We start from the raw sequence: 20,031 nt of genomic DNA on the forward strand, positions 1-20,031 counted from the left end.
AGAAGGGTCTCACGGGCCACTTTGATCTCTTTTTCACGTGCCCCGGAGTGGCCCTGATCGTGGCGGCGGGCCGCTCGCTTCACGAGCGGCCGCCGAGTTCGACCGTCGGCATGACGGTCCGGCGAGAGATGCTATTCGACCGACTCGCCGTCCTCACGCGCCGTCGAGAGCGAGCGGAACGCGAGCGTCGGAAACCGCGGCTCGACCGCGCTCGGCTGCCGACCGCTAGTATCGCCGGACCGCAACGGGATCCGTTCGAGGACGCCGTCGTCGGCCAACTCGTACAGGAACCGCTCGACCGTCCCGGCGGTCAGCGACGATCGGTCGGCGATGGCGGTCGCCGTCTCGCTGATGGAGCGATCCGCCGCATCGAGCTCGACGAGCGCGAGCAGTGCCTGCTGGCGGGTCGCCGAGAGCGCGAGCGGCCGGCCGACGTGGACGCCGTCCTCGGGAACGTCGGCCCGCGCCACTTCGAGATGGCGGTGCTCGACCCGATCGGCGTCGTCCTCGGTCGCGAGGACCGCGGCGCCGAACAGGGCCGCGAGCGCGTCGTGAGCGTTGCCGTCCGCCCACCCGGCCAGATCGCGGACGGCATCGTGATCGATCGCGCCCGCCGCGAGCCCGCTGGAGGCACGCTCGGTGATCACGTCGACGAGTTCGTGGTCGCGATAGGACGGCACGGTGACGGTCGGTCCCCGGTGACCGTCGGGTTCGCGTTGCCCGACGGCGACGGTGGCGACGCTGTCCGCGACCGGGGCCAGCAGCTCGCGGACGCGATCGGCACCGAGCGTACCGGGCTCGTCGTGGTGATCGATGGCGACGATCGCGCGCCGGTCTGCGGGCGCGAGTCGCTCGCGGACCCGCTCGCGCAGTTCGTCGGTCCCGACGCCGCCGTTTGGAACCCGCTCGGTCGAGAGCCCCGAGAGGACGGCTCGATAGAAGGCGAACGCGCTCTCGACGCGGCGGCCGTCGACGGCGACGAACCAGGTCGCCGGCTCGGACCGGCCCCCGCGGGTCGTGGTGGCGATCGCCCGGTTCGAGCCGCTCAGCTGCTCGTTCAACGCGTCGAACGCCGCGGTCACGACGGCCGACGTGCCGGAGCCCGGCGGGCCGACGACCGCGACCGGCGGCGGCAACTCGTCGTCGAACACCGCCTCGAGCGCGTCGAGTAGCCGTTCGAGGACGGGGACGCGACCGACGGGTTCGGCGAGATGGACGACCGGGCTGAGCTGCTCCCGGTCGACGATGACGCCCCCGTGTTGCCGTCCCGACCGCCGCCGAGCGATGCGCTCCTGGAGGTCCATTACTGCGTTCGGGCCTCCGTGTCGGTTCCGGAAAGCGCTGCGTCGAGCACCTCGAGCGTGTGGGTGATCTCGTAGCCGGTCCCGTGTTCCATCTGCATCGAACAGGTGGGACACTCGGTGAGCCCTCGTTGTGCGTCCGCGTCGTCCATGTGATCGAACATCTCAGACCCGATCTTCATGGAGGTTTCGTAGTTCTCCGCCTTCCAGCCGTAGGTGCCGGAGATACCCGAACAGGAGTCGCCGACGTCGTGTGCGTCGACGCCGTCGATGCGGTCGAGCAGTTCGACCGTCTGGCCGTCGAGCCCCTGATTGCGGGCGTGACACGGCGCGTGGTAGGCGAACTCTTCGAACTCGTCGTCGATCGAGGCTCTCTCGAGTGCGCGCTCGAGATCCTCGTGGACGCGGAGGTACTCGACGGCGTCCCAGGTGTTCGCCGCGACGTCCTCGACCCCGGCGATGTCGAACAGTTCGGGGTACTCCTGGCGGAGCGACATCGAACACGAACTGCAGGAGGCGACGATGTCCGCGCCGTCTTCGATGGCCGCGCCGAGTTCGCGGACGTTCGTCTCGGCCGAGCGGCGCGCGTCCGCGAGCATCCCGTTGGCGAACATCGGCGTCCCCGAACAGTGCTGGTCGGGGACCATAATCTCGTAGCCGAAGCGTTCGTAGACCCGCACGAGTGCCTTCGCGACCTCTGGGGTGTTGTAGTTCGAGTAGCAGCCGTGGAAGTAGGCGACGCGCTTGTCCGGGTTCTCGACCTGCGCGCCACCACGGGCGGTCCACCACTCGCGGAAGGTTTCGGTCGCGAATTCGGGGAATTCTCGCTCGCTCGTGATTCCGAGCAGTTTCTCGCCCAGCCACTGCGTCGCCGACAGTCCCATCACGAAGTTCGTCGTCCGCGGGAACATCGATCCCAGCGGCGCGAGCCGTCGGTAGTTCGCGAGAATACGGTTCCGGACGTACTCCCGCGAGAGCGTATTCATTTGCTCGTCGACGTACTCGCCGCGAGCGGTGTTGTGCATCTGCGAGAGTGGGACACTGGAGGGGCAGGCGCTGTCACAGCGCATGCAGTTCGAGCACTTCATCACCGAGTCGTCGATGTCGTGGTCGTCCTGGCGCTTGAGCCGCCACTGCTCGGGCCCCTGGAACTTCGGGCCGGGGAACTCGTCGTCGACCTCGGCGACGGGACAGTTCGTGTCGCAGGTCGAGCACTTGTAGCAGTCGTCCGCGCCCGGTCGGAGGTCCGTCTCCCCGCTCTCCGGAAAGACCTGAATCGGCTCGAACCCGTCGTCCTGGTCGTCGTCGATCGATACGTCGTCCGTCGGTCGCTCCGCGTCGCTCATCGAATCACCTGTCTAGATCGGTCGCTGTCGGTCGGCGTGGTCGTTCGTCGGTGCTCGAGGTCGTCGTCGGCGGCGGTCGTGCGATCGCTCACTGGCCTCACTGGCATCCCTCCGCGGCGCGCTGGCCCGCCACGTAGCCCGTCGCGAGCGAGACGCCGCTGCCGGATTTCTCCGCCGCGAAGTCGTAGCCGCCGAGTACCGCGCCCGCCGCGCGGAGGTTCCCAAATTCCGGGGCGTCGGCCGCGTCGAGCGGGCGGAGGTCGCGGTCGATGGCGAGCCCGAACCGCGCGTAAGGGTGGTCGCCGAAGACGTCGTCGTCGAACCAGTCGTAGCGGTCCGCGGGGTGTGAGACGTGGCAGTCGAAGATCGGTTCGAACACCCGTTCGCGCTCCGATCGCACGCCTTTGCCGACCAGCCCGCCCGTCGCGAGGACGTACTGGTCGGCGCGGTGGGGAATCTCGCTCCCGTTGCGGTCGACGACGACGCGGTCGATCCGATCGGGACCGGCGTTCTCCGTCGCGCCCGCGTCGGTCTCGCAGTCGACTACCGGGACACCCGTCGTCACCCGGACCCCCGCGTCCTCGAGCGCGTCGTAGAGCAGGTCCTCGAGTCGCATCCCGGGGAGACTCGGCGGCCCCATCGGGACCTCGAAGACGTCGACGCCGAGTCGGTCCGCGAGGTCGCGTCGCACCTCGTCGGCGCAGTCGTCCCCGAGGATCGCCGGAAAGCCGACGCGGGCCTCGTCTTCGAGGTGGGGACGGACGGTCTCGACCAGCGCCGCTCGAGCGCCGGTCTCGCTCGCCCCTGTCGCCACGGCTTCGTCGCGGTCGAGGAGGTGGGCGTATCGGGTGAGCTTCGCGTCGTCCCGGCCGATCCCCGGGAACCGGACCGTGACGCCGCGGGCATCGAAAGGGACGCCGGCGGCCTCGAGATGGGCGGTCGCTAACGGGGCGTCGAAATCCGGCAGCGTTTCGAAGCCGACGAGCAGCGCGTCCCGATCGTCGCTCGCGAGTCCGGCGGCGGCCGCGGTCGGATACCGCGCGGTCGGTTTGACGGTGCCGCCGTGGGTCGGGACGAGCGCGTTCGCGGTCGTGTGCGCGCCTTCGTAGGCCTCGCCCGCGACGTCGTCGAAAAACGCGAGGGCCTCGCGGACCGCCTCGAGCCCGACGCGCTCGTAGGGGTGGCCCGCCGGCAGGTCCGGGATGGCCGAAAACGGGTCGACGAGGGGGCCGTCGCCAGTCGGCGCGTACCCCAGCACGTCGATCAGCCCGCTGGCGTGGCGGAGCGTGCTCTGTCTGTGCGAGACGAGCCGGACTCGGACGTCCCGCTGTGCTGCGGCCAGCGCGGCGGTGGCTCCGGCGATTCCACCGCCCACGACGAGGACGTCGTCTTCGATGGCCATTCAGCGGTCCCCCCTCGAGCCGTCGGCTCGCTCCGCCGCCCCGCCGCCGTCGAAGGCCGCGAACTCGATCTCGGACGGCTCGCTCGCCGGGTCGCGGTCGCGGTTCATCGTCGTCGCGTGCAGGGCGTAGTTGAGCATCGCCTGCGAGAGCTGTTCGCCCCACAGCGCGTGGCGCTGCCCCTTCCAGCGTTCCTGAAAGAGTTCGTCGAGCGCCTCGCGGACCGTCGCCTCGTCGTATTCCGGGTGGAGTTCGGTGGCCATCGGCTGACAGCAGAAGCCGCCCTGACAGTTCCCCATCGAGGCGCGCGTCCGGATCCGGACCGCGTTCAGGTCCGCGCCCGACTGCGAGACCGCGTCGCAGACCTCCGCCCGGGTGACGCCCTCGCACTCGCAGAGCACCGGGTTCGGCGCGTCGGTCTCGAGCACCTCGCGCGCCCGGCTTCCCAGCCGCTGTTTGCTCCGGCGCGCGATCGGCGACCGGAGGCCGAAGTCGTCCATGCCGGCCTCGAGCGTCTCGATACGCTCGCTGCCGGGCAACGGTTCGTCGGCCGTGACACACGAGGCGGTCACCCCCAACTTCGCGCAGACGTGGTCGGCGATCTCCTCGGCCATCGCCCGGTAGGTGGTGAACTTGCCGCCGACGATGCTCGACAGCCCGTCGACACCGTCGCGATCGGCGTGATCGAGCAGGAAGAAATCGCGCGTGATGTCGGTCGGATCCCGCGTGCCGGTCCCCGGGGGCTCGTAGAGGGGGCGCACGCCCCAGAACGAGCGGATCGTTCGCGCCTCGGCGAGGATCGGTACCAGTTCCGAGAGAGTGTCGATCATCTGCTCGACCTCCCACCCCTCCTCGGGGTAGTCGTCCGGATCCGACACCTCCTCGTCGGTCGTCCCGAGGATGGCCGTCGTCTCGTGGGGAACGACGATGTCGGCGTCGCCTTTCGGCCGACAGCGGTTGATGACGGTGTCGACCTGCCGGACGTTCATGATCGTCATCACGCCCTTGGAGGGCCGGACCTCGATCTCGAGGTCGGCCATCGCACCGATCTGACCGGCCCACGCGCCGGTCGCGTTGACGACGTACTCGGCGGTGATCTCCTCGGTCGTGCCGGCCGCGGCCTGGGTTCGCTTTCCGGGGCCCGAGCCGTGGCGGACCTCGACCCCGTAGATGTCGTCGCCGTCGCGCAGGAGGTCCACTACCTCGGCGTGGGTCTCGATGCGCGCGCCGTGAGCCTCGGCGTCGATCGCGTTCGCGACGCAAAGCCGGAACGGGTCGACCGCACCGTCGGGGACTTCGATCGCCCGTTCGACGTCGTCGGCGAGGTAGGGCTCGATCTCGCGCGCTTCGCGGCCCGAGAGCACGCGGGCCGGGATCCCGCAGTCGCGACAGCCCTCGAGTTTCTCGCGGAAGTAGTCGTCCGAGTCCTCGGGGCGCTGGACGAACAGGCCACCGGTCTCCTCGACGCAGTGGCCCGCGATCTCCCGGAGGATCTCGTTCTCTTCGATACACTCGCGGGCGCTGGCCCGGTCGGAGACCGCGTACCGGCCGCCGCTGTGGAGCAGGCCGTGCATCCGCCCGGTCGTGCCGTCCGTGAGGGTGCCCCGCTCGACGAGCGTGACTTCGAGGCCGCGCAGCGCCAGATCGCGGGCGATGCCGCAGCCGGTGGAGCCACCGCCGAGAACGAGGACCTCGGTGTCCGTTGCCATTCGTCATCGGATCTACGGGCACTCGCCCCTTCATTTTATCGGCGATCGACCAACGGCGATAATTCAGCGCGCCTCAATTTCGTCGATGGGTGGGAGCGGCCGAGAGAGGCCGCTACTTGCGGCTAAAACGCCGATATTCGCCCTCTTTTACCTTACATTTGTGAGACGATGGCTAACGTTTATAATGATCGTCAATATTGTTTACTGGTATCATGCGATCGTCAGTAGACGAGTCGTATGGGCGAGGTGACTACCAGTGACAGACACAACGTACGTCGGTGCGGTAGACCAGGGAACGACCGGAACCCGCTTCATCGTGTTCGATCACGGGGGCCAGGTCGTTGCGAACGCCTACGAGAAACACGAACAGATCTACCCCGAGCCGGGCTGGGTCGAGCACGACCCGATGGAGATCTGGGAGAATACTAAGGACGTCATCAGGCAGGCGCTGGGACAGGCGGGGATCGCGCCCGACCAGCTCGAGGCCATCGGCGTGACCAACCAGCGGGAGACGACGCTGCTCTGGGACGCCGACACCGGCAACCCGGTCCACAACGCCATCGTCTGGCAGGACCGCCGGACCACCGACCGCGTCGAGGAACTCGAGGAGGAGGGGCTGGTCGAGACCATCCGCGAGAAGACCGGTCTCGAGGCCGACGCCTACTTCTCGGCGACGAAGGCCGAGTGGCTGCTCGACAACGCCGATCCGATCAAGCTCGAGCGCTCGCGGCCACAGGACATCCGCGACCGCGCCGAGGACGGCGAGATCCTGTTCGGGACGATCGACTCGTGGCTCGTCTACAACCTCACGGGCGAGCATCTCACCGAGGTCACGAACGCGTCCCGGACGATGCTGTACAACATCCACGACCTCGAGTGGGACGACGAGCTCCTCGCGGAGTTCTCCGTGCCCGAAGCGATGTTGCCCGAGGTCCGCCCGTCGAGCGACGACGCCACTTACGGCTCGACCGATCCGGAGGGGTTCCTCGAGGCCGAGATCCCGGTCGCGGGGGCGCTGGGCGACCAGCAGGCGGCGCTGTTCGGCCAGACCTGTTTCGACGCCGGCGACGCGAAGAACACCTACGGGACCGGGTCGTTCTTCCTGATGAACACCGGCAGCGAGGCGGTCGCGTCCGATCACGGCCTGCTGACGACGATCGGCTTCCAGCGCTCGGGCGAGGACGTCCAGTACGCTCTCGAGGGTTCGATCTTCGTCACCGGCGCGGCCATCGAGTGGCTCGAGGACATGACGCTGATCGACGATCCGGCCGAGACGGCGGAACTGGCCCGCAGCGTCGACACGACCGACGGCGTCTACGTCGTCCCCGCCTTCACCGGACTGGGCGCACCGCACTGGGATCAACGCGCTCGCGGCACCATCGTCGGGATGACCCGCGGGACCCGCAAGGAGCACGTCGTCCGCGCGACGCTGGAGTCGATCGCGTACCAGACCCGCGACGTGGCGGAAGCGATGGAGGCCGACTCGGGGATCGAGATGACCTCGCTGAAAGTCGACGGCGGCGCTGTCAAGAACAACTTCCTCTGTCAGCTCCAGTCGGACATCATCGGCTCGGAGATCGTTCGGCCGGTCGTCGACGAGACGACGGCGCTGGGATCGGCCTACGCGGCCGGGCTCGCGGTCGGCTACTGGGACGACCCCGACGAGCTCCGGAGCAACTGGCAGGTCGACGCGGAGTTCGACCCCGACATGGACCCCGACGAGGCCGACCGCCGGTACGACCGCTGGTCGGACGCCGTCGAGCGATCGCGCGACTGGGCGCGGGATGCGGAGGAGTGACCCATGCTGCTGCCGCTATTCCAGATCCCCGTCATCGGGATGGAGCTCGAGGCGTTCGCCGTCCTGCTGATCGCCGCCCTCGCCGGCGGCGCGTTCGGCGCGGCGCTCGGCGCACTGCCCGCGTTCGTCTTCACCGGCTTCGTCGTCTTCCTCGGCGAGGGGCTGGCCGTCCTCGAGGGCGAACTCGGCGGGCTCGATGCCGTCGGCGCCGGTGATATCGCCACCGGCATCACAGGGACGATCGGTTTCGGTGCGGTGACCGGCCCGCACATCGCCTTCGCCGGCGGCGTCGCGGCGACGGCCTACGCCGGCCGGCGGTATCCGGAGATGGAGCCCGACGACTGGGACTACCACTTCGGGAAGGACATCCTGTACGCGTTCGGGACGAAACCCGACATCCTCGCAGTCGGGGCAATCTTCGGCGCGCTCGGGATGCTCATCACCCAGGTGATGACCGGACTCGGCTTCCCGACGGACAACATCGCGCTCTCGGTCGTAGCGACGGCCTTCCTGGCGCGACTCGTCTTCGGCTACCCGCTGGTCGGCCGGGTCGGCGGCTCGAACATCCTCGACATGTCGCCGTTCGAGCGCGAGGAGAAACGATTCGCGGCCGACGGCGGCACCGAGGCCGACCGGCTGGCGACCGAGCCCTGGCTGCCCCACCAGTACGAGTGGTCCGGCGTCACCGCCATCGGAATCGTCGGCGGCGTCCTCGGCGGCTTCATCTGGCTCGAGACGGGGAGCATCTTCATGGGGTACGCGATTTCGGCGATGAGCCTGCTCTTTCTCAACCTCGGCGTCGAGAAGATCCCGGTCACTCACCACATCACGCTGCTGGGTGCCGTGGGCGGGGTCATCGCGATGCCCGTCGTCGGGAGCGATCCGATCGTGCTACTCGTCGCCGGCGCGTTCGGGGCGATCAGCGCGCTCCTCGGCGAAGTGAGCCAGCGCGTGTTCTACTCCCACTCGGGGACGCACGTCGACCCGCCGGCGATGGCCATCGCGGAATTCATGTTCGTCCTCGGACTCCTCTATCTGGCCGGTCTGCTCCCCAACGCGGGCTATCTCGCCCTCTGAGAGCGGTGCGAACCGCGATCGGCCGCCCCGGCCGGCCGACGGCGAGCGGCGATCGATCGCGCTTCCCCATCAGGAGTCCAGCGGCAGGGGGCTCCACGTCGGGAATCCGTCGGCGTAGTAGCCACTAATGTAACAATTCAAGTTATTCGTTATACCATATATGATCTCGTCCCGACGGGCTACTCTCGCGCTCTACCGGGCATAAAACTACGGAACGAATTCACCTCGTGTAGCCGAGGTTCGTGTTTATATTTCACTTTATCTACTATTAATATGGCATACCACGATGGTTGGTGATGATTCGCATTCGCACGACGATTCGAGCATCGATCGGCGAAACTTCGTGCGGGGGTGTGGAGCGGTCGCGGCGATGGCCGCGGCCGGGCTGAGCGTCGACTCCGTCGCGGCGACGGCGGCGGACCTCGACGCGCTCCTCGAGGACCTGCCGGACAACTGGGGTCGGTGGGGAGAGGACGACGAACTTGGCGCGCTCAATCTGCTGGGCAGCGAGGAGGCCTACGCGGGAATGGAGGCGGCGATGCAACGCGGTCCGAACGGGATCGAGCGGTTCACCCTCCAGATGCCGATGACCGGCGAGGCGATCGACGTCCTCGTCGAAGAGGGCGCCGAGGGTCCGACGACGGATACGGGGGATCCGATGTTCCCCGGCCGGACGCCGGCCCGCCGCGACAACGTCGCGGACGCGCGGACCGCCGAACCGTACCCGGGCGGCATGCAGTTCTCCGACGATCGGTTCGTCACGGAATTTTTCCTCCAGGGGACGACCCACATGGACTCCCTCGGCCACGGCTGGTACGGCGACGAGGTGTACAACGGCTACGACGAGTCAGTCACGGCGGCGCCGAAGGAGTTCGAGCACGCGATCCCCGGCTGCACGGACGGAGACGACGGCGACGGGAAAGAGGCGAAGGGCCACTCGGAAGGCGGAGTGAAAGAGACACACGGCCACTCGGCCGTCGATATCTCCCCCCTGGCGGACGCCGGCGTCGCGGGCCGCGGCGTCCTGCTCGACGTCGGCCGTGAGTGCGGCGACGACCGCGGCTGGCTCGAGCTCGGCGCGGAGGTGACCCTCGAGGACCTGAAGGCAACCGCCGAGGCGCAGGGGGTCGACCTCCGACAGCGGGACATCGTCCTGTTCCGGACCGGCTCGCTCGAACGCGTCACCGATCCCGACGCGGAGTGGAACCCGCTGAACGAGCCCGGGCTGGTTTTCAGCGATGACCTCATCCGCTGGATACACGACATGGAGATCCCGATGATCGGCGCGGACACCGTCGCCGTCGAGAAGGTGACCCAGACCGTCGGCGACCACACGTTCGTCCTCCCGTTACACGGCGCGCTCCTGCGGGACCTGGGCGTGTCGCTCAACGAGATCCTGTGGCTCGAGGAACTCGCGACGCAGTGTGCCGACGACGGCGTTTACGACTTCCTCCTGACCTCGGCACCACTGCACGTCGAGCGGGCGACGGGCGGGCCGGTCAACCCCGTCGTGCTCAAGGCGACGAAACCGAAAAAGAAGCGATCCTGACCGCTGGATCGGCCTCCCGTCGCCGTCTCGCTGACGGCGGCAATGGCGGGTCACCGACCCGACCGTTTTAGAGGACGGCTCGCTCATCTCCGATATGACCGCCGATCCGCCGCTCGTCCTCGATGTCGACGGCGCGTTCGGCGCGATCAGCGCGCTCCTCGGCGAAGTGAGCCAGCGCGTGTTCTACTCGCACTCGGGTACGCACGTCGACCCGCCGGCGATGGCGATCGCGGCCTTCATGTTCGTTCTCGGTCTCCTCTATCTGGCCGGTCTGCTCCCCAACGCGGGCTATCTCGGGCTCTGACGGAATTCGAAATTCGACTGCGTTCCGTCTCTTTCGGCTCCCGTTGGAAATTTCTGGTTCCGGCACTCGTCACGCTCAGCGAGAGCGAATCTCGTCTCTGAGCGGTGCGCGTGGAACGACGAGGTGCGGAGCCGACACGAGTGCTGATCGGCCCCCTCTGTGGGCGACTCGGGTGACTAATTCGACGGTTTCACAGGCGGCACGAGGCGATGCCACGGGGCTTGACTCCGAGGCAATTACCCGGGCGGTCTCCGTTCACAGGATAGCTTTATCGTGGTGCTCGATGGCATTTGACATGGTGTTTGACAATGACACGGGAGTGGACTATCGAGGGGGACTACGTCGAAGCCTGCAACTGCGACGTTGCATGCCAGTGCGTATGGATGGAACCGCCTGACGACGACGTCTGTACCGTCTCGCTGGCGTGGCACATCGAGGAGGGACGCTACGGCGACGTCGACCTGAGCGGGGTGGATGTCGGGATGCTCATTTCGACCGACGAGGGAGTCATGTTCGCCCCCGAAACGGAGTGGGACGTTGTGTTACTCGTCGACGAGACGGCCGACGACGACCAGCGCGAGGCCATCGAGGACATCTATTCCGGCCGCGCCGGCGGGATCTGGGCACCCGTCGCTGATACGCACGTCCGATCCGTCGACGTCGCAACCGTGCCGATCAGCTTCTCGCGGGATGGGACGGACTTCTCCGTCGAACTCGGGGACGCCGTCGAAATGGACGCGAGCGGCGCGGCCGGGTTCAACGAGGACGTCGGTACGGTCACACCGCATCCGCTGACGGAGAGTCTCGAGGTGCAGACCGGCAAGTCCACCACGGCCACCGTCTCCTACGACGACCAGTTCGCGTGGGACGTTTCGGGGAACAACGCCTACCTCGGGGACTTCGAACTGGCGAACTCCTGAGGACGGGCGCACAGCGACAGACGATCGATCATGGGGATACACGACTCGGTTCGAGAGCGGATCACCCATCGGGACATCCCGATCGTCGCGCTCGTCACGTACGTGATCGCGTTGCTCGCGTGGGTGGCGATCGTGGGTCGCTGGCTCCCGATGCCCGGCGGCCAGGCGGACATGCAGATGTCCGACCCGGGAGCACCGGAGGCGATGGCGCTCTCGAACGGGCTGTCCGGGATCGGCCTGTACCTGCTCATGTGGGGGGCGATGATGATCGCCATGATGTACCCCTCGTCGGTTCCGCTCTTCCGGCTATACGCCGAGACGCTCGAGGGGACGACGACCGCGGGTAAAGTGACGCGAGTCGGGGCGTTCATCGGCACGTACGCGCTCGTGTGGACGCTGACGGGGCTCGTGCCGCTCGTGGTCAATGCGCTGGTGCCGATCGTCACCCTCGCGAACGCCCACGGTGGCCTCCTGCTGGGCGGGTCGCTACTGCTCTTATCGGGATACCAGCTCTCGCCGTACAAATTCAGCTGCCTGCGGCAGTGTCGGTCACCGCTCGGATTCCTGCTGACCCATCACCGGCCGGGGGTGCGCGGTGCCATTCGGACGAGCTGGCAGTTCAGCGTCTTCTGCGTCGGGTGTTGTTGGGCGCTGTTCGCGTTCATGGTGATCGTGGGCTCGATGAACATCGTCTGGATGGCGCTCATCGCCGTCGTGCTCTCGCTCGAGCGGACGGTCGCGTGGGGTGAACAACTGGCTCGCGCGGTCGGTGTTCTCGCCGGCGTAGCCGGGAGTGCCGTCGTCGTGATCGCGACCGTCTAGAGCGTGTGAGCACGCACGTCGTTTAGCATAGGGCAAGGAGTCGCCGTTGCGGGCGAGTAACAAGTGTTGCATCCGCGAGCGACCTTTTTCATCGAAGTTTTTGCGCGAGCGGTTCGCCGCAGGCGAACCCGATGCGGAAAAAGTTCGCGCGTATTCCGCGACGAACCGATCAAGACATCGCATTTCGACAGGGCCTGCGAAACAGCTTTCCAATCAGGTGTCAGAGGGACACCACCGAGCTGGCGGTCTCGAGCACGCCCGATCCGACTCCTTTAGGCCGTCCGACCCTCGAGTGACGGGTATGACCGCCGATCCGCCGCTCGTCCTCGACGTCGACGGCACCCTGACCCGCCCCGAGGGCTGGGGCATCGATCCCCGCGTCTTCGACCCGCTCCGCGAGTGGGATGCGCCCGTCGTGATCGCCACGGGGAAGGCGTTCCCCTACCCCGTCGCCCTCTGTCACTTCGTCGGCATTCCCGAGCTCGTCGTCGCCGAAAACGGCGGCGTCGTCTACACGGGCGACGACGTGTTCTTCACCGCCGACCGCGAGGCCGCACAGGCCGTCGCCGAGGCGTACCGCGCCGCCGGCTACGATCTGGGCTGGGGCGACGAGGACACCGTCAACCGGTGGCGCGAGACCGAGATCGCGGTGAATCTCGAGCAGCCGATCGAACCGCTGCGCGAGATCGCCGCCGAGCACGGTCTCGAGGTGATCGACACCGGCTACGCCTATCACGTCAAGGACGCGGCTCCGAACAAGGGCGACGGCGTCGCGCGGATCGCCGAGCACGTCGGCGTCGACCTCGCGGACTGCGTCGCCGTCGGCGATTCGATCAACGACGCGCCGACGTTCGACGTCGTCGGTCGTAGTTTCGCCGTCGGCAACGCCGACGAGGCCGCGAAGGACGCGGCCGACGAGGTCCTCGAGGCCGTTCACGCCGACGGGACGCTGGGCGTCCTGGAGCGAGTCCGCGGCTCGCAGTAACGGCCGCGGGCTACCCCGTCGAGGGCCGTCACCGGACCTGCCACCGTATTCGCGGTCGTAGCTCCGTCGACCGGTTCACTTCGCGGCGACGGGCGTCTCGAGCCATCGATCCGGTAACTCGTCGCCGTGGTCGTAGAGCAGCCTGAGTAACGGCTCGATGTCGTCGAACCGGGAGCCTTTCGCGACCCAATTGTCCTCCTGATGCCACTCGATTAGGTCGCCGCTGGCTAGCATCGGGAGATGGCAGTGGCGCAGCTCGGCCACTTGCTCGTCGCGTTTCGCACCGCTAATCGCGACATCGTCGGGCAGCCGAACGTCTCTCTCGCGGTTTCGATCGCGCTCGAGCAGCGTGAGTAGCAGGCAGCGGCGGTAATCGTTCGCGACGATAGTGAGGAGGTCATTGAACATTGGTTCGATCTACTGGCCCTGTACCGTTGTGCGTGCGCCATTGTGTAGCAAGTCTTCTATTCGGTACATTCTCCGATGAATATCCTGTGGAATGCGATACAATAAATAATATTGTTATCCGGATTATCACACGATCAGTCCGCCGAGGTTCGTTACTGGCTGTCCTCGAGCACGTCGTCGAGCCACTGCTCGGGGACGAGCCGTATCTGGCCCTCCGCCTGCAGCGAGTCCGCGGTGACGAACGCGATGTCGGTACCGGAAGCGACGGCGAGCCCGCCCCCGGCGACGGTGTCCCAGTGGTTCAGGACGGTGTCGGGAACCGATAGCATCCGATCGCCGTCGATCTCGCTGCTCGCGACGTAGCGGATCCCCTCGCCGTCCTGAATCGGATCGAAGCGCTCCGACACGACGACGGCGTCGTCCTCGTCGCGGATCCCCCAGAACGCCTCGGCGCTCAGCGACAGCACGTTCCGGTTGAACGCCTCCTGCGGAACCGGAATCTCACTGCTGTGTTCGTCGAACGCCGCTGCTCCCAGCCGCTCGTACGCCTCGGGTTCGGGGACTGCGGGCCCGGTTCCAGATTCGACGTCGGCCCCCGCCTCGTCGTCGGGCTCCGTACCGGCGGTCACGTCCTCGAGGTCGACCGAGGAATCGACGACCCGCTGGGCATCGGCACCGCCGGCGTGCCGGTCCTCGTCTGCTGCACCGCCCTCGAGGCCGCCGATATCGGGCGCGGTGCTGACGACGTCCGTCTGGTCGACGGCGCCCTCGGCTCCGGTGTGCTCGTCGGTCGGTCGCCGCAACTCGAGTGCGATGGCGACGAGCACGCCGCCGAGGGCGAACCGACCGAACGCGCGCTCGCGGTCGCCGCGCTGGAGCGCACGGACGCCGCCGAGGATGCTCGCCCCGCCGCCGATCCCCGCCGCGATTTCCAGTCCGCTCCCCTCTCGGACGCCCCGGATCGCTCTCGAGACGTATTCGCGTCCGATACTCGCGTCTCCCCCGCTGGCGCTGCCGACGGGTTCGTCGACGATCTCAGTACTGGTCTCTGTGTCGCTCATAGATTCGGAATCGGTGTCGCGGCCGGATCTTTCCGATTCGGGTCGGTGTTCAGTTCCCGTCGCTCGGCTCGTCCCCGCCCGACTCGTCGGCCATCGCGTCGGCCTCCGACTCGGCCGAGGACTGCACGGCGTCCATGTCGAGCGCGGAGCCGACCTCCTCCTGGTCGATCGCGCGCTCGAGGGTCTCGGGCTCGGTGACCGCGCCCAAACCCTTCTGCTCGACAGCGGACTTGACTTCGCCGGCGTCGATCGCCGACTCGACGCCGGTGGTGTCGGCGTTCGTGGACCGTTTGAGCGCGCGCCGAACGACGAGATACCCTGCCAGCGCCGCGCCGCCGGAGGCGACTGCGCCGGGAATCCCGTAGCGCTTGTAGCCGAACGTGACCGCTTTCTTGCCGATCGTGTAAGCTCCGATCATGCCCGAAAGCTGGACCGGAACGGGGAAGAGCGCGTGGCTTTCGTAGGGAAGGACGCTGGTCCGTCGCTGCCTCGGGGCGATCTGTTGGGCGCCACGGCCGTGGGAACGGGTCTCAGAACCCTTTTCCCGTCGTTCGCGTAACTCCCGATATGGTCACGCTGCAGGGGGTCGCCGTCGCGCTCCTCGGGGGCATCGTCGCCCTCGGCTGTGCGGGCGCCGTCTACCGCGACGCGACGGACGTGGGGATCTCGAGGCCACGCCTCTGGGCCGGATTCGTCTTTCTCGCGGTTGGCGGTGGGCTGGCACTCTTTCTCTCGCCGCTGGACGTGCCGATCCCGGGACTGCTCGTGATCGTCCTCGCGGGGCCCGCCCTGTACCTGTTCGAGCGCGACGACGCACAACACGGCGACGAGCCCGCCGATCCGCACGCGCTCCCGAACGCGCCCGACTCGGGCGAGTCGGGGCGCGATCGGCGCGGCGACGAGTAGCCGACTGCCGATCCCGACGCAGCCAACGGTGTGCTCCCCACGGATCGGCACCCGCGACCACCGGCCGACTCGCTTCGGATCGACAATCAGTAGGAGAGCGTCTCGAGCCCGTCGACGGCCTCGAAGTCACCGTCGCGAGTGACCAGGTCCGCGCCGTGATGTCGACAGACGCCGGCGATCATGATGTCGGCGACGTTGATCCGCGTCCCAGACGCGAGCAATTCGGCGTGAATCGCCGCTGCTTCGCGAGTCGCGCCGGCATCGAACGCCTCTTGCAGACTGTCACGGTACGTTTCGAGCAGGTCGTTCAGTTTCGACTGCTTGTGCGCGGTGGGCGGGGCAAACGTCGCTTGAAGCGTCTTAGTTATCGTCATCACTGACGTCTAATCCTTTTTCGATTAGTTCAGCGTAGGCACGGGGATGTCGGATACCATTGTCACGAGCGTAGTTTTTCACTCGCTCATGGAGTTTACTTCCTCGCTCTATATCGATTTCAGTTCGCACAATTCCTTGTACGTTATTTGGAACTAATAGATTCCGTTTGGTAGTCGGACTGCCGTAGACGGTGGGTTGTTTAGTCAAGTGACGCGATTCACGCCCGTCGTAAACGGCGGGATTCTCTCGCTGTTTAAGTAGTCGATCAGAAACGACGAATCCAGTGCGATCACGACTGATTTCGGTCACGGCGCTTCCGCCGCTCCGCAAAGGCGTCCTCGAGATCGTCTCGCGTGCGGCCCGCGGTCTCGGCGAACCCCTCGTCGTCAGCGAACATGCCGAACCCCCGCATCACGTCCTGGTCCGCCTCGGTCAGTCGGAGGACCGTCTCCGTGAAGCTCTCGTCGTCGCGTTTGTGCGCTTTCAGGCGCTCGTACGCTTCTTCCGTGATCGTTACCGTCTTCGTCGCCATACGTGTACACGTAAACGTACGTTCGGGTACAATAAACGTTCGCCGGGGCCTCGAGCGGGCGTTCACTGATCGGTAGACCGTCTCCGACCGGATGACGGTCGGGAATCCTCGTTCGCATGCATCGTCGAGAACTGCGTCGGCCGCCCCTGTTGCAGGCCGAGACACCACACGGCTTTTGCCCGCGCCCGCCCAACCCCGGCATCATGAGCGACTCCGCGAACTCCGGGGGCGACGGCGCGAACGCCGCTGACGGCGACGGCAGGCCGGCACAGGTCTCGAGCCCGGACTACCACAGCGAGAACCACACGGCCGCCCAGACCTGCGGCTGGACGGCCAACGCCTTGCGCGGCGAGGGGAAGTGTTACAAGAACATCTTCTACGGCATCGAGTCCCATCGCTGCATTCAGATGACGCCGGTCGTCCGGTGTAACGAGCGCTGCGTCTTCTGCTGGCGGGATCACAACGGCCACGCCTACGAGATGGACGACGTCGAGTGGGACGATCCCGAGGCCGTCGTCGACGCGTCGATCGACCTCCAGAAGAAGCTGCTGTCGGGCTTCGGCGGCAACGACGAGGTCCCCCGCGAGGTGTTCGATCAGGCGATGGAGCCCCGCCACGTCGCCATCTCGCTGGACGGCGAACCGACGCTCTACCCCTACCTGCCGGAACTCATCGAGGCCTTCCACGACCGCGATATCACCACCTTCCTCGTTTCCAACGGCACCCGTCCCGAGGTCCTGCGGGAGTGCGATCCCACGCAACTGTACGTCAGCGTCGACGCCCCCGAGCGCCACACCTTCGATCAGGTCGTCGGCGCGATGGAGGACGACGCCTGGGAGAAGCTGCTCGAGACGATGGCCGTCCTCGCGGAGAAAGACGAGACTCGCACCGTGCTCCGGACGACGCTCGTCGACGGAGAGAACATGCACCACCCCGACTGGTACGCCGGCTTCTACCAGCAGGCCGATCCCGACTTCATCGAGCTGAAGGCGTACATGCACGTCGGTCACTCGCAGGGCCGACTCGACCGCTCGGCGATGCCCGACCACGAGGACGTCGTCGACTTCGCGGAGTCGGTGGCCGAACACATGCCCGCGTTCTCCGAGGTCAAGGGCGTGCCGGCCTCCCGCGTCGCCTTGCTCTCCAAAACGGCAGATACGTGGGTCCCGAAATTGAAGAAGGACAGCGAGTTCTGGGAACGCGATCCCGTCACAGGCACGTAGATGGCCCCATCAGGCTCGGTCGCGGCGTCCCGTTCGCGTCGATCACGGTAGGGCTCTTGCGCGGGCTTCGTATCGGCTGCCGCTCGAGGAGATTGGCCGGAACGGGCGGACCAACACCAGATTACTTTTCGGTTCCGTTCGAGGCGGCGATGTCTTTATACGTGTGTTCGGAATGTAGCCACGCATGACTCTCGGTACCACGGTCTCCGAGCGAGGGACGCGTGGACGGGCTACCGTCTTCTTCATCGTCGTCGTCCTGCTCTTGCCGACCGGGATGAGCGCCGCGTTTCACGGTCCGCGACCACAGTCGGTGAGCGACGACGTAGCCACTGGTGAGATCGCAGAGAATCTGACGGTCGTCGCGGCACAGGGTGACAGAGTAGCCGCCGGTGGCGACTCGCGTCTCGTCGTTCTGGAGACGGAGACCAAGCGGGCGGTTTGGGAGACGACCACGTACACGTCGTACTTCGACGTAGACCCGCTGAACGATTCGACGTTGCTCTATACGGGCACTGTTTCGAACGGAACGACGTACGCCGTCGTCCATAATTGGCGGACTGACGAGGTGTACGATCGCTTCGAGGTGGCCGAAGGAACGCACGACATCGACTATCTGGGCAACGGAACGTACGTCTACACCGACGGGAGGGAACACCGAGTCGTCGTGTACAACCGAACTAGCGATCGAAACGAGTGGGTGTACGATCTGACCGAACGGTTCCCGCCGGACGTCGGCGGGGGCGCTCCATCAGATTACAGCGGTGACTTCTCTCACATCAACGACGTCGATAGCGTACACAACGGATCGGCGTTTCTCATCAGTCCACGGAACTTCGACCGCGTGTTACTCATCAATCGTTCGACGAAGGAAGTCGAGTGGACGCTCGGAGAAGAAGACAACTACGACGTTCTCTACGAACAGCACAATCCAGTGTTGCTCGAGTCGAGCCCACCGACCGTCCTCGTCGCCGACAGCGAGAACGACCGGATCGTCGAGTATCGACGGACCGGTGAGGAGTGGACGATGGTTTGGGAGTTCGCGACAGGGCTGTCGTGGCCGCGTGACGCCGACCGGCTGCCAAACGGAAACACGATTCTCGTAGATAGCGGGTACGCGATGGAGGTGACGCCGTCGCGCGACATCGTCTGGCGCGTACAGGTGCCGAAGTACCTATACGACATCGAGCGGATCCACCTCGGGGACGAGCCGCAGGGGCCGTCGATGGTCGAGTTTCGAGACGAGTTCCAGAGCGCATCGGCACCGACGGATCGGTCAGGTATCGTATCGTACCCCGCACACCTATTTGAGAACCTCTACAGCACTGCGCAGTGGGTGCTTCCGTGGTGGCTCTCAGCGTTCGACTTCGCGACGGTGGGGCTGGCGTTCGTCGTGCTATTCGTCTGGGGAAACGCAGAGATTGGCCGATGGCTACACCGAAGTAGGGGATCTCTGTGGCGGCGAGAGCGGATTCCGGAGGCGTTCTGGAGCGTTCTGATCGGTGTGGCGCTCCTCACCGGTGCTGCGACGCTCTATCGGAGCGTCGCTCCGAGCATCGAATTGGGCAACTCCATCGCTGTCAAGTGGTGGCGGTGGGATCCCTTCTATATCGCCGCCGTCACCGTCGTCGCCCTCGAGGCAGTGACGTTTACGTTGCGCCGCGACCGCCTCTCTCGACGCGTACGAACGGTCACACGGTGGGCCCGAACCGGATTCGCGGTCGCTCTGCTGGTTCTCGCCGTCGGCATGTCGGCGCTCGTCGCGGGACTCGGTTCGAACAACGTTCACATCTCCAACCCGGAGCAGTTGGTTGCTATCGGCTTGGCTGCCACAGTCCTCGGTGTGCGCCGGCTTGGAGCGACCGATCCCGGCGAGTACGTTCATAAACGTCTCACGCCGTCGATACGGACCGTAATCGGTCTCGTGGCCGCTGCCATGGGACTGGCGGTGCTGGGACTCGGGATGTCGGCGCTCGATCAGCCGGGTGGATTTCTCGGACTGGGATTACTGCTGCTGATCGTCGGTGATGAGACCAGTCGGAACGGCGTCCGAGAAACAGCGGCCGTGCGGGGCGAGTACGGGTCGGTGCCCTTCGATGTCGCTCGGTACGTGCTCCGCCTTATCGGCCTGCTTCTGGCCGGTGGTCTATTCCTTCGGACGCTCGGCTTGGGGACCATCACTGGCCTCTCGATCGGCCCCGAACTGCTAAACCCGATGTACGTAACGCTCCTCGTTCTCCTTCCACTGGAGGCCTTCGGACCGTTGCGCCCGGGTGCGGAGGACAGCGAGCGAGCGTAAGAGACATCCGAGCGTGCGA

General features: G+C 66.4%; 19 protein-coding genes. 10 read left to right on the forward strand and 9 right to left on the reverse strand.

Annotation, left to right across the window (positions count from 1 at the left end; all coding sequences use genetic code 11):
- Positions 1–131: 131 nt before the first annotated feature.
- The 4 genes from NDO75_RS12345 to glpA all read right to left on the reverse strand — a co-directional run bounded on the left by NDO75_RS12345 (position 132) and on the right by glpA (position 5,756).
- The gene (locus NDO75_RS12345; RefSeq protein WP_310906616.1) at positions 132–1,304 is read right to left on the reverse strand and encodes an AAA family ATPase; all 1,173 of its coding nucleotides are present in this window, start codon (positions 1,302–1,304) and stop codon (positions 132–134) included.
- Complete coding sequence (locus NDO75_RS12350; RefSeq protein WP_310906617.1) at positions 1,304–2,647, reverse strand: anaerobic glycerol-3-phosphate dehydrogenase subunit C; 1,344 nt, start codon at positions 2,645–2,647, stop codon at positions 1,304–1,306. The genes NDO75_RS12345 and NDO75_RS12350 overlap by 1 nt, the downstream gene beginning before the upstream one ends.
- A 97-nt stretch (positions 2,648–2,744) precedes the next feature.
- Positions 2,745–4,049 (reverse strand): glycerol-3-phosphate dehydrogenase subunit GlpB, encoded by a 1,305-nt coding sequence (gene glpB, locus NDO75_RS12355; RefSeq protein WP_310906618.1) that lies wholly within the window; start codon positions 4,047–4,049, stop codon positions 2,745–2,747.
- Positions 4,050–5,756, reverse strand: coding sequence for an anaerobic glycerol-3-phosphate dehydrogenase subunit GlpA (gene glpA, locus NDO75_RS12360; RefSeq protein ID WP_310906620.1), 1,707 nt, complete (start codon positions 5,754–5,756; stop codon positions 4,050–4,052).
- A 256-nt stretch (positions 5,757–6,012) separates the two neighbouring features.
- On the opposite strand from glpA, the gene glpK reads away from it, so the two are divergent.
- From glpK to NDO75_RS12395, 7 genes are all read left to right on the forward strand, one after another.
- Positions 6,013–7,554 carry a glycerol kinase GlpK gene (gene glpK, locus NDO75_RS12365; protein ID WP_310906622.1) on the forward strand — a complete coding sequence of 514 codons (1,542 nt, stop codon included), beginning with the start codon at positions 6,013–6,015 and terminating at the stop codon, positions 7,552–7,554.
- Between the two features lie 3 nt (positions 7,555–7,557).
- Complete coding sequence (locus NDO75_RS12370; RefSeq protein ID WP_310906624.1) at positions 7,558–8,631, forward strand: hypothetical protein; 1,074 nt, start codon at positions 7,558–7,560, stop codon at positions 8,629–8,631.
- 286 nt (positions 8,632–8,917) lie between these two features.
- Positions 8,918–10,180, forward strand: a complete 1,263-nt coding sequence (locus NDO75_RS12375; protein ID WP_310906625.1) for a cyclase family protein — start codon at positions 8,918–8,920, stop codon at positions 10,178–10,180.
- Positions 10,181–10,274: 94 nt separating this feature from the next.
- Positions 10,275–10,484, forward strand: coding sequence for a hypothetical protein (locus NDO75_RS12380; protein ID WP_310906791.1), 210 nt, complete (start codon positions 10,275–10,277; stop codon positions 10,482–10,484).
- A gap of 308 nt (positions 10,485–10,792) precedes the next feature.
- The gene (locus NDO75_RS12385; protein ID WP_310906627.1) at positions 10,793–11,404 is read left to right on the forward strand and encodes a DUF1326 domain-containing protein; all 612 of its coding nucleotides are present in this window, start codon (positions 10,793–10,795) and stop codon (positions 11,402–11,404) included.
- Between the two features lie 30 nt (positions 11,405–11,434).
- Positions 11,435–12,226 carry a DUF2182 domain-containing protein gene (locus tag NDO75_RS12390; RefSeq protein ID WP_310906628.1) on the forward strand — a complete coding sequence of 264 codons (792 nt, stop codon included), beginning with the start codon at positions 11,435–11,437 and terminating at the stop codon, positions 12,224–12,226.
- A 301-nt stretch (positions 12,227–12,527) separates the two neighbouring features.
- On the forward strand, positions 12,528–13,211 hold the full coding sequence (locus NDO75_RS12395; RefSeq protein ID WP_310906629.1) for an HAD-IIB family hydrolase: 684 nt from the start codon (positions 12,528–12,530) through the stop codon (positions 13,209–13,211).
- 75 nt (positions 13,212–13,286) lie between these two features.
- Here the strand turns inward: NDO75_RS12395 and NDO75_RS12400 are convergent, their stop codons facing one another.
- The 3 genes from NDO75_RS12400 to NDO75_RS12410 form a co-directional block, all read right to left on the reverse strand.
- On the reverse strand, positions 13,287–13,619 hold the full coding sequence (locus NDO75_RS12400; RefSeq protein ID WP_310906630.1) for an ArsR family transcriptional regulator: 333 nt from the start codon (positions 13,617–13,619) through the stop codon (positions 13,287–13,289).
- A 152-nt stretch (positions 13,620–13,771) separates the two neighbouring features.
- A complete protein-coding gene (locus NDO75_RS12405) occupies positions 13,772–14,680 on the reverse strand; it encodes a hypothetical protein (RefSeq protein WP_310906631.1) in 909 nt (302 codons plus the stop codon).
- Positions 14,681–14,729: 49 nt separating this feature from the next.
- Positions 14,730–15,098 (reverse strand): hypothetical protein, encoded by a 369-nt coding sequence (locus tag NDO75_RS12410; RefSeq protein WP_310906632.1) that lies wholly within the window; start codon positions 15,096–15,098, stop codon positions 14,730–14,732.
- Positions 15,099–15,247: 149 nt separating this feature from the next.
- On the opposite strand from NDO75_RS12410, the gene NDO75_RS12415 reads away from it, so the two are divergent.
- A complete protein-coding gene (locus tag NDO75_RS12415; protein ID WP_310906633.1) occupies positions 15,248–15,586 on the forward strand; it encodes a hypothetical protein in 339 nt (112 codons plus the stop codon).
- 86 nt (positions 15,587–15,672) lie between these two features.
- Here the strand turns inward: NDO75_RS12415 and NDO75_RS12420 are convergent, their stop codons facing one another.
- Complete coding sequence (locus tag NDO75_RS12420; RefSeq protein WP_310906635.1) at positions 15,673–15,960, reverse strand: PIN domain-containing protein; 288 nt, start codon at positions 15,958–15,960, stop codon at positions 15,673–15,675.
- 290 nt (positions 15,961–16,250) lie between these two features.
- On the reverse strand, positions 16,251–16,493 hold the full coding sequence (locus NDO75_RS12425) for an antitoxin VapB family protein (protein WP_310906637.1): 243 nt from the start codon (positions 16,491–16,493) through the stop codon (positions 16,251–16,253).
- Between the two features lie 203 nt (positions 16,494–16,696).
- Between NDO75_RS12425 and twy1 the strand changes: the two genes are divergently transcribed.
- The gene (gene twy1 / locus NDO75_RS12430) at positions 16,697–17,716 is read left to right on the forward strand and encodes a 4-demethylwyosine synthase TYW1 (RefSeq protein WP_310906638.1); all 1,020 of its coding nucleotides are present in this window, start codon (positions 16,697–16,699) and stop codon (positions 17,714–17,716) included.
- Between the two features lie 184 nt (positions 17,717–17,900).
- Positions 17,901–20,012: a hypothetical protein gene (locus NDO75_RS12435; RefSeq protein ID WP_310906639.1), complete on the forward strand. Its 2,112-nt coding sequence runs from the start codon at positions 17,901–17,903 to the stop codon at positions 20,010–20,012.
- The last annotated feature ends 19 nt before the right edge of the window (positions 20,013–20,031 follow it).

The sequence above is a fragment of the Natrinema sp. 1APR25-10V2 genome (assembly GCF_031626495.1).
Lineage (GTDB): Archaea > Halobacteriota > Halobacteria > Halobacteriales > Natrialbaceae > Natrinema.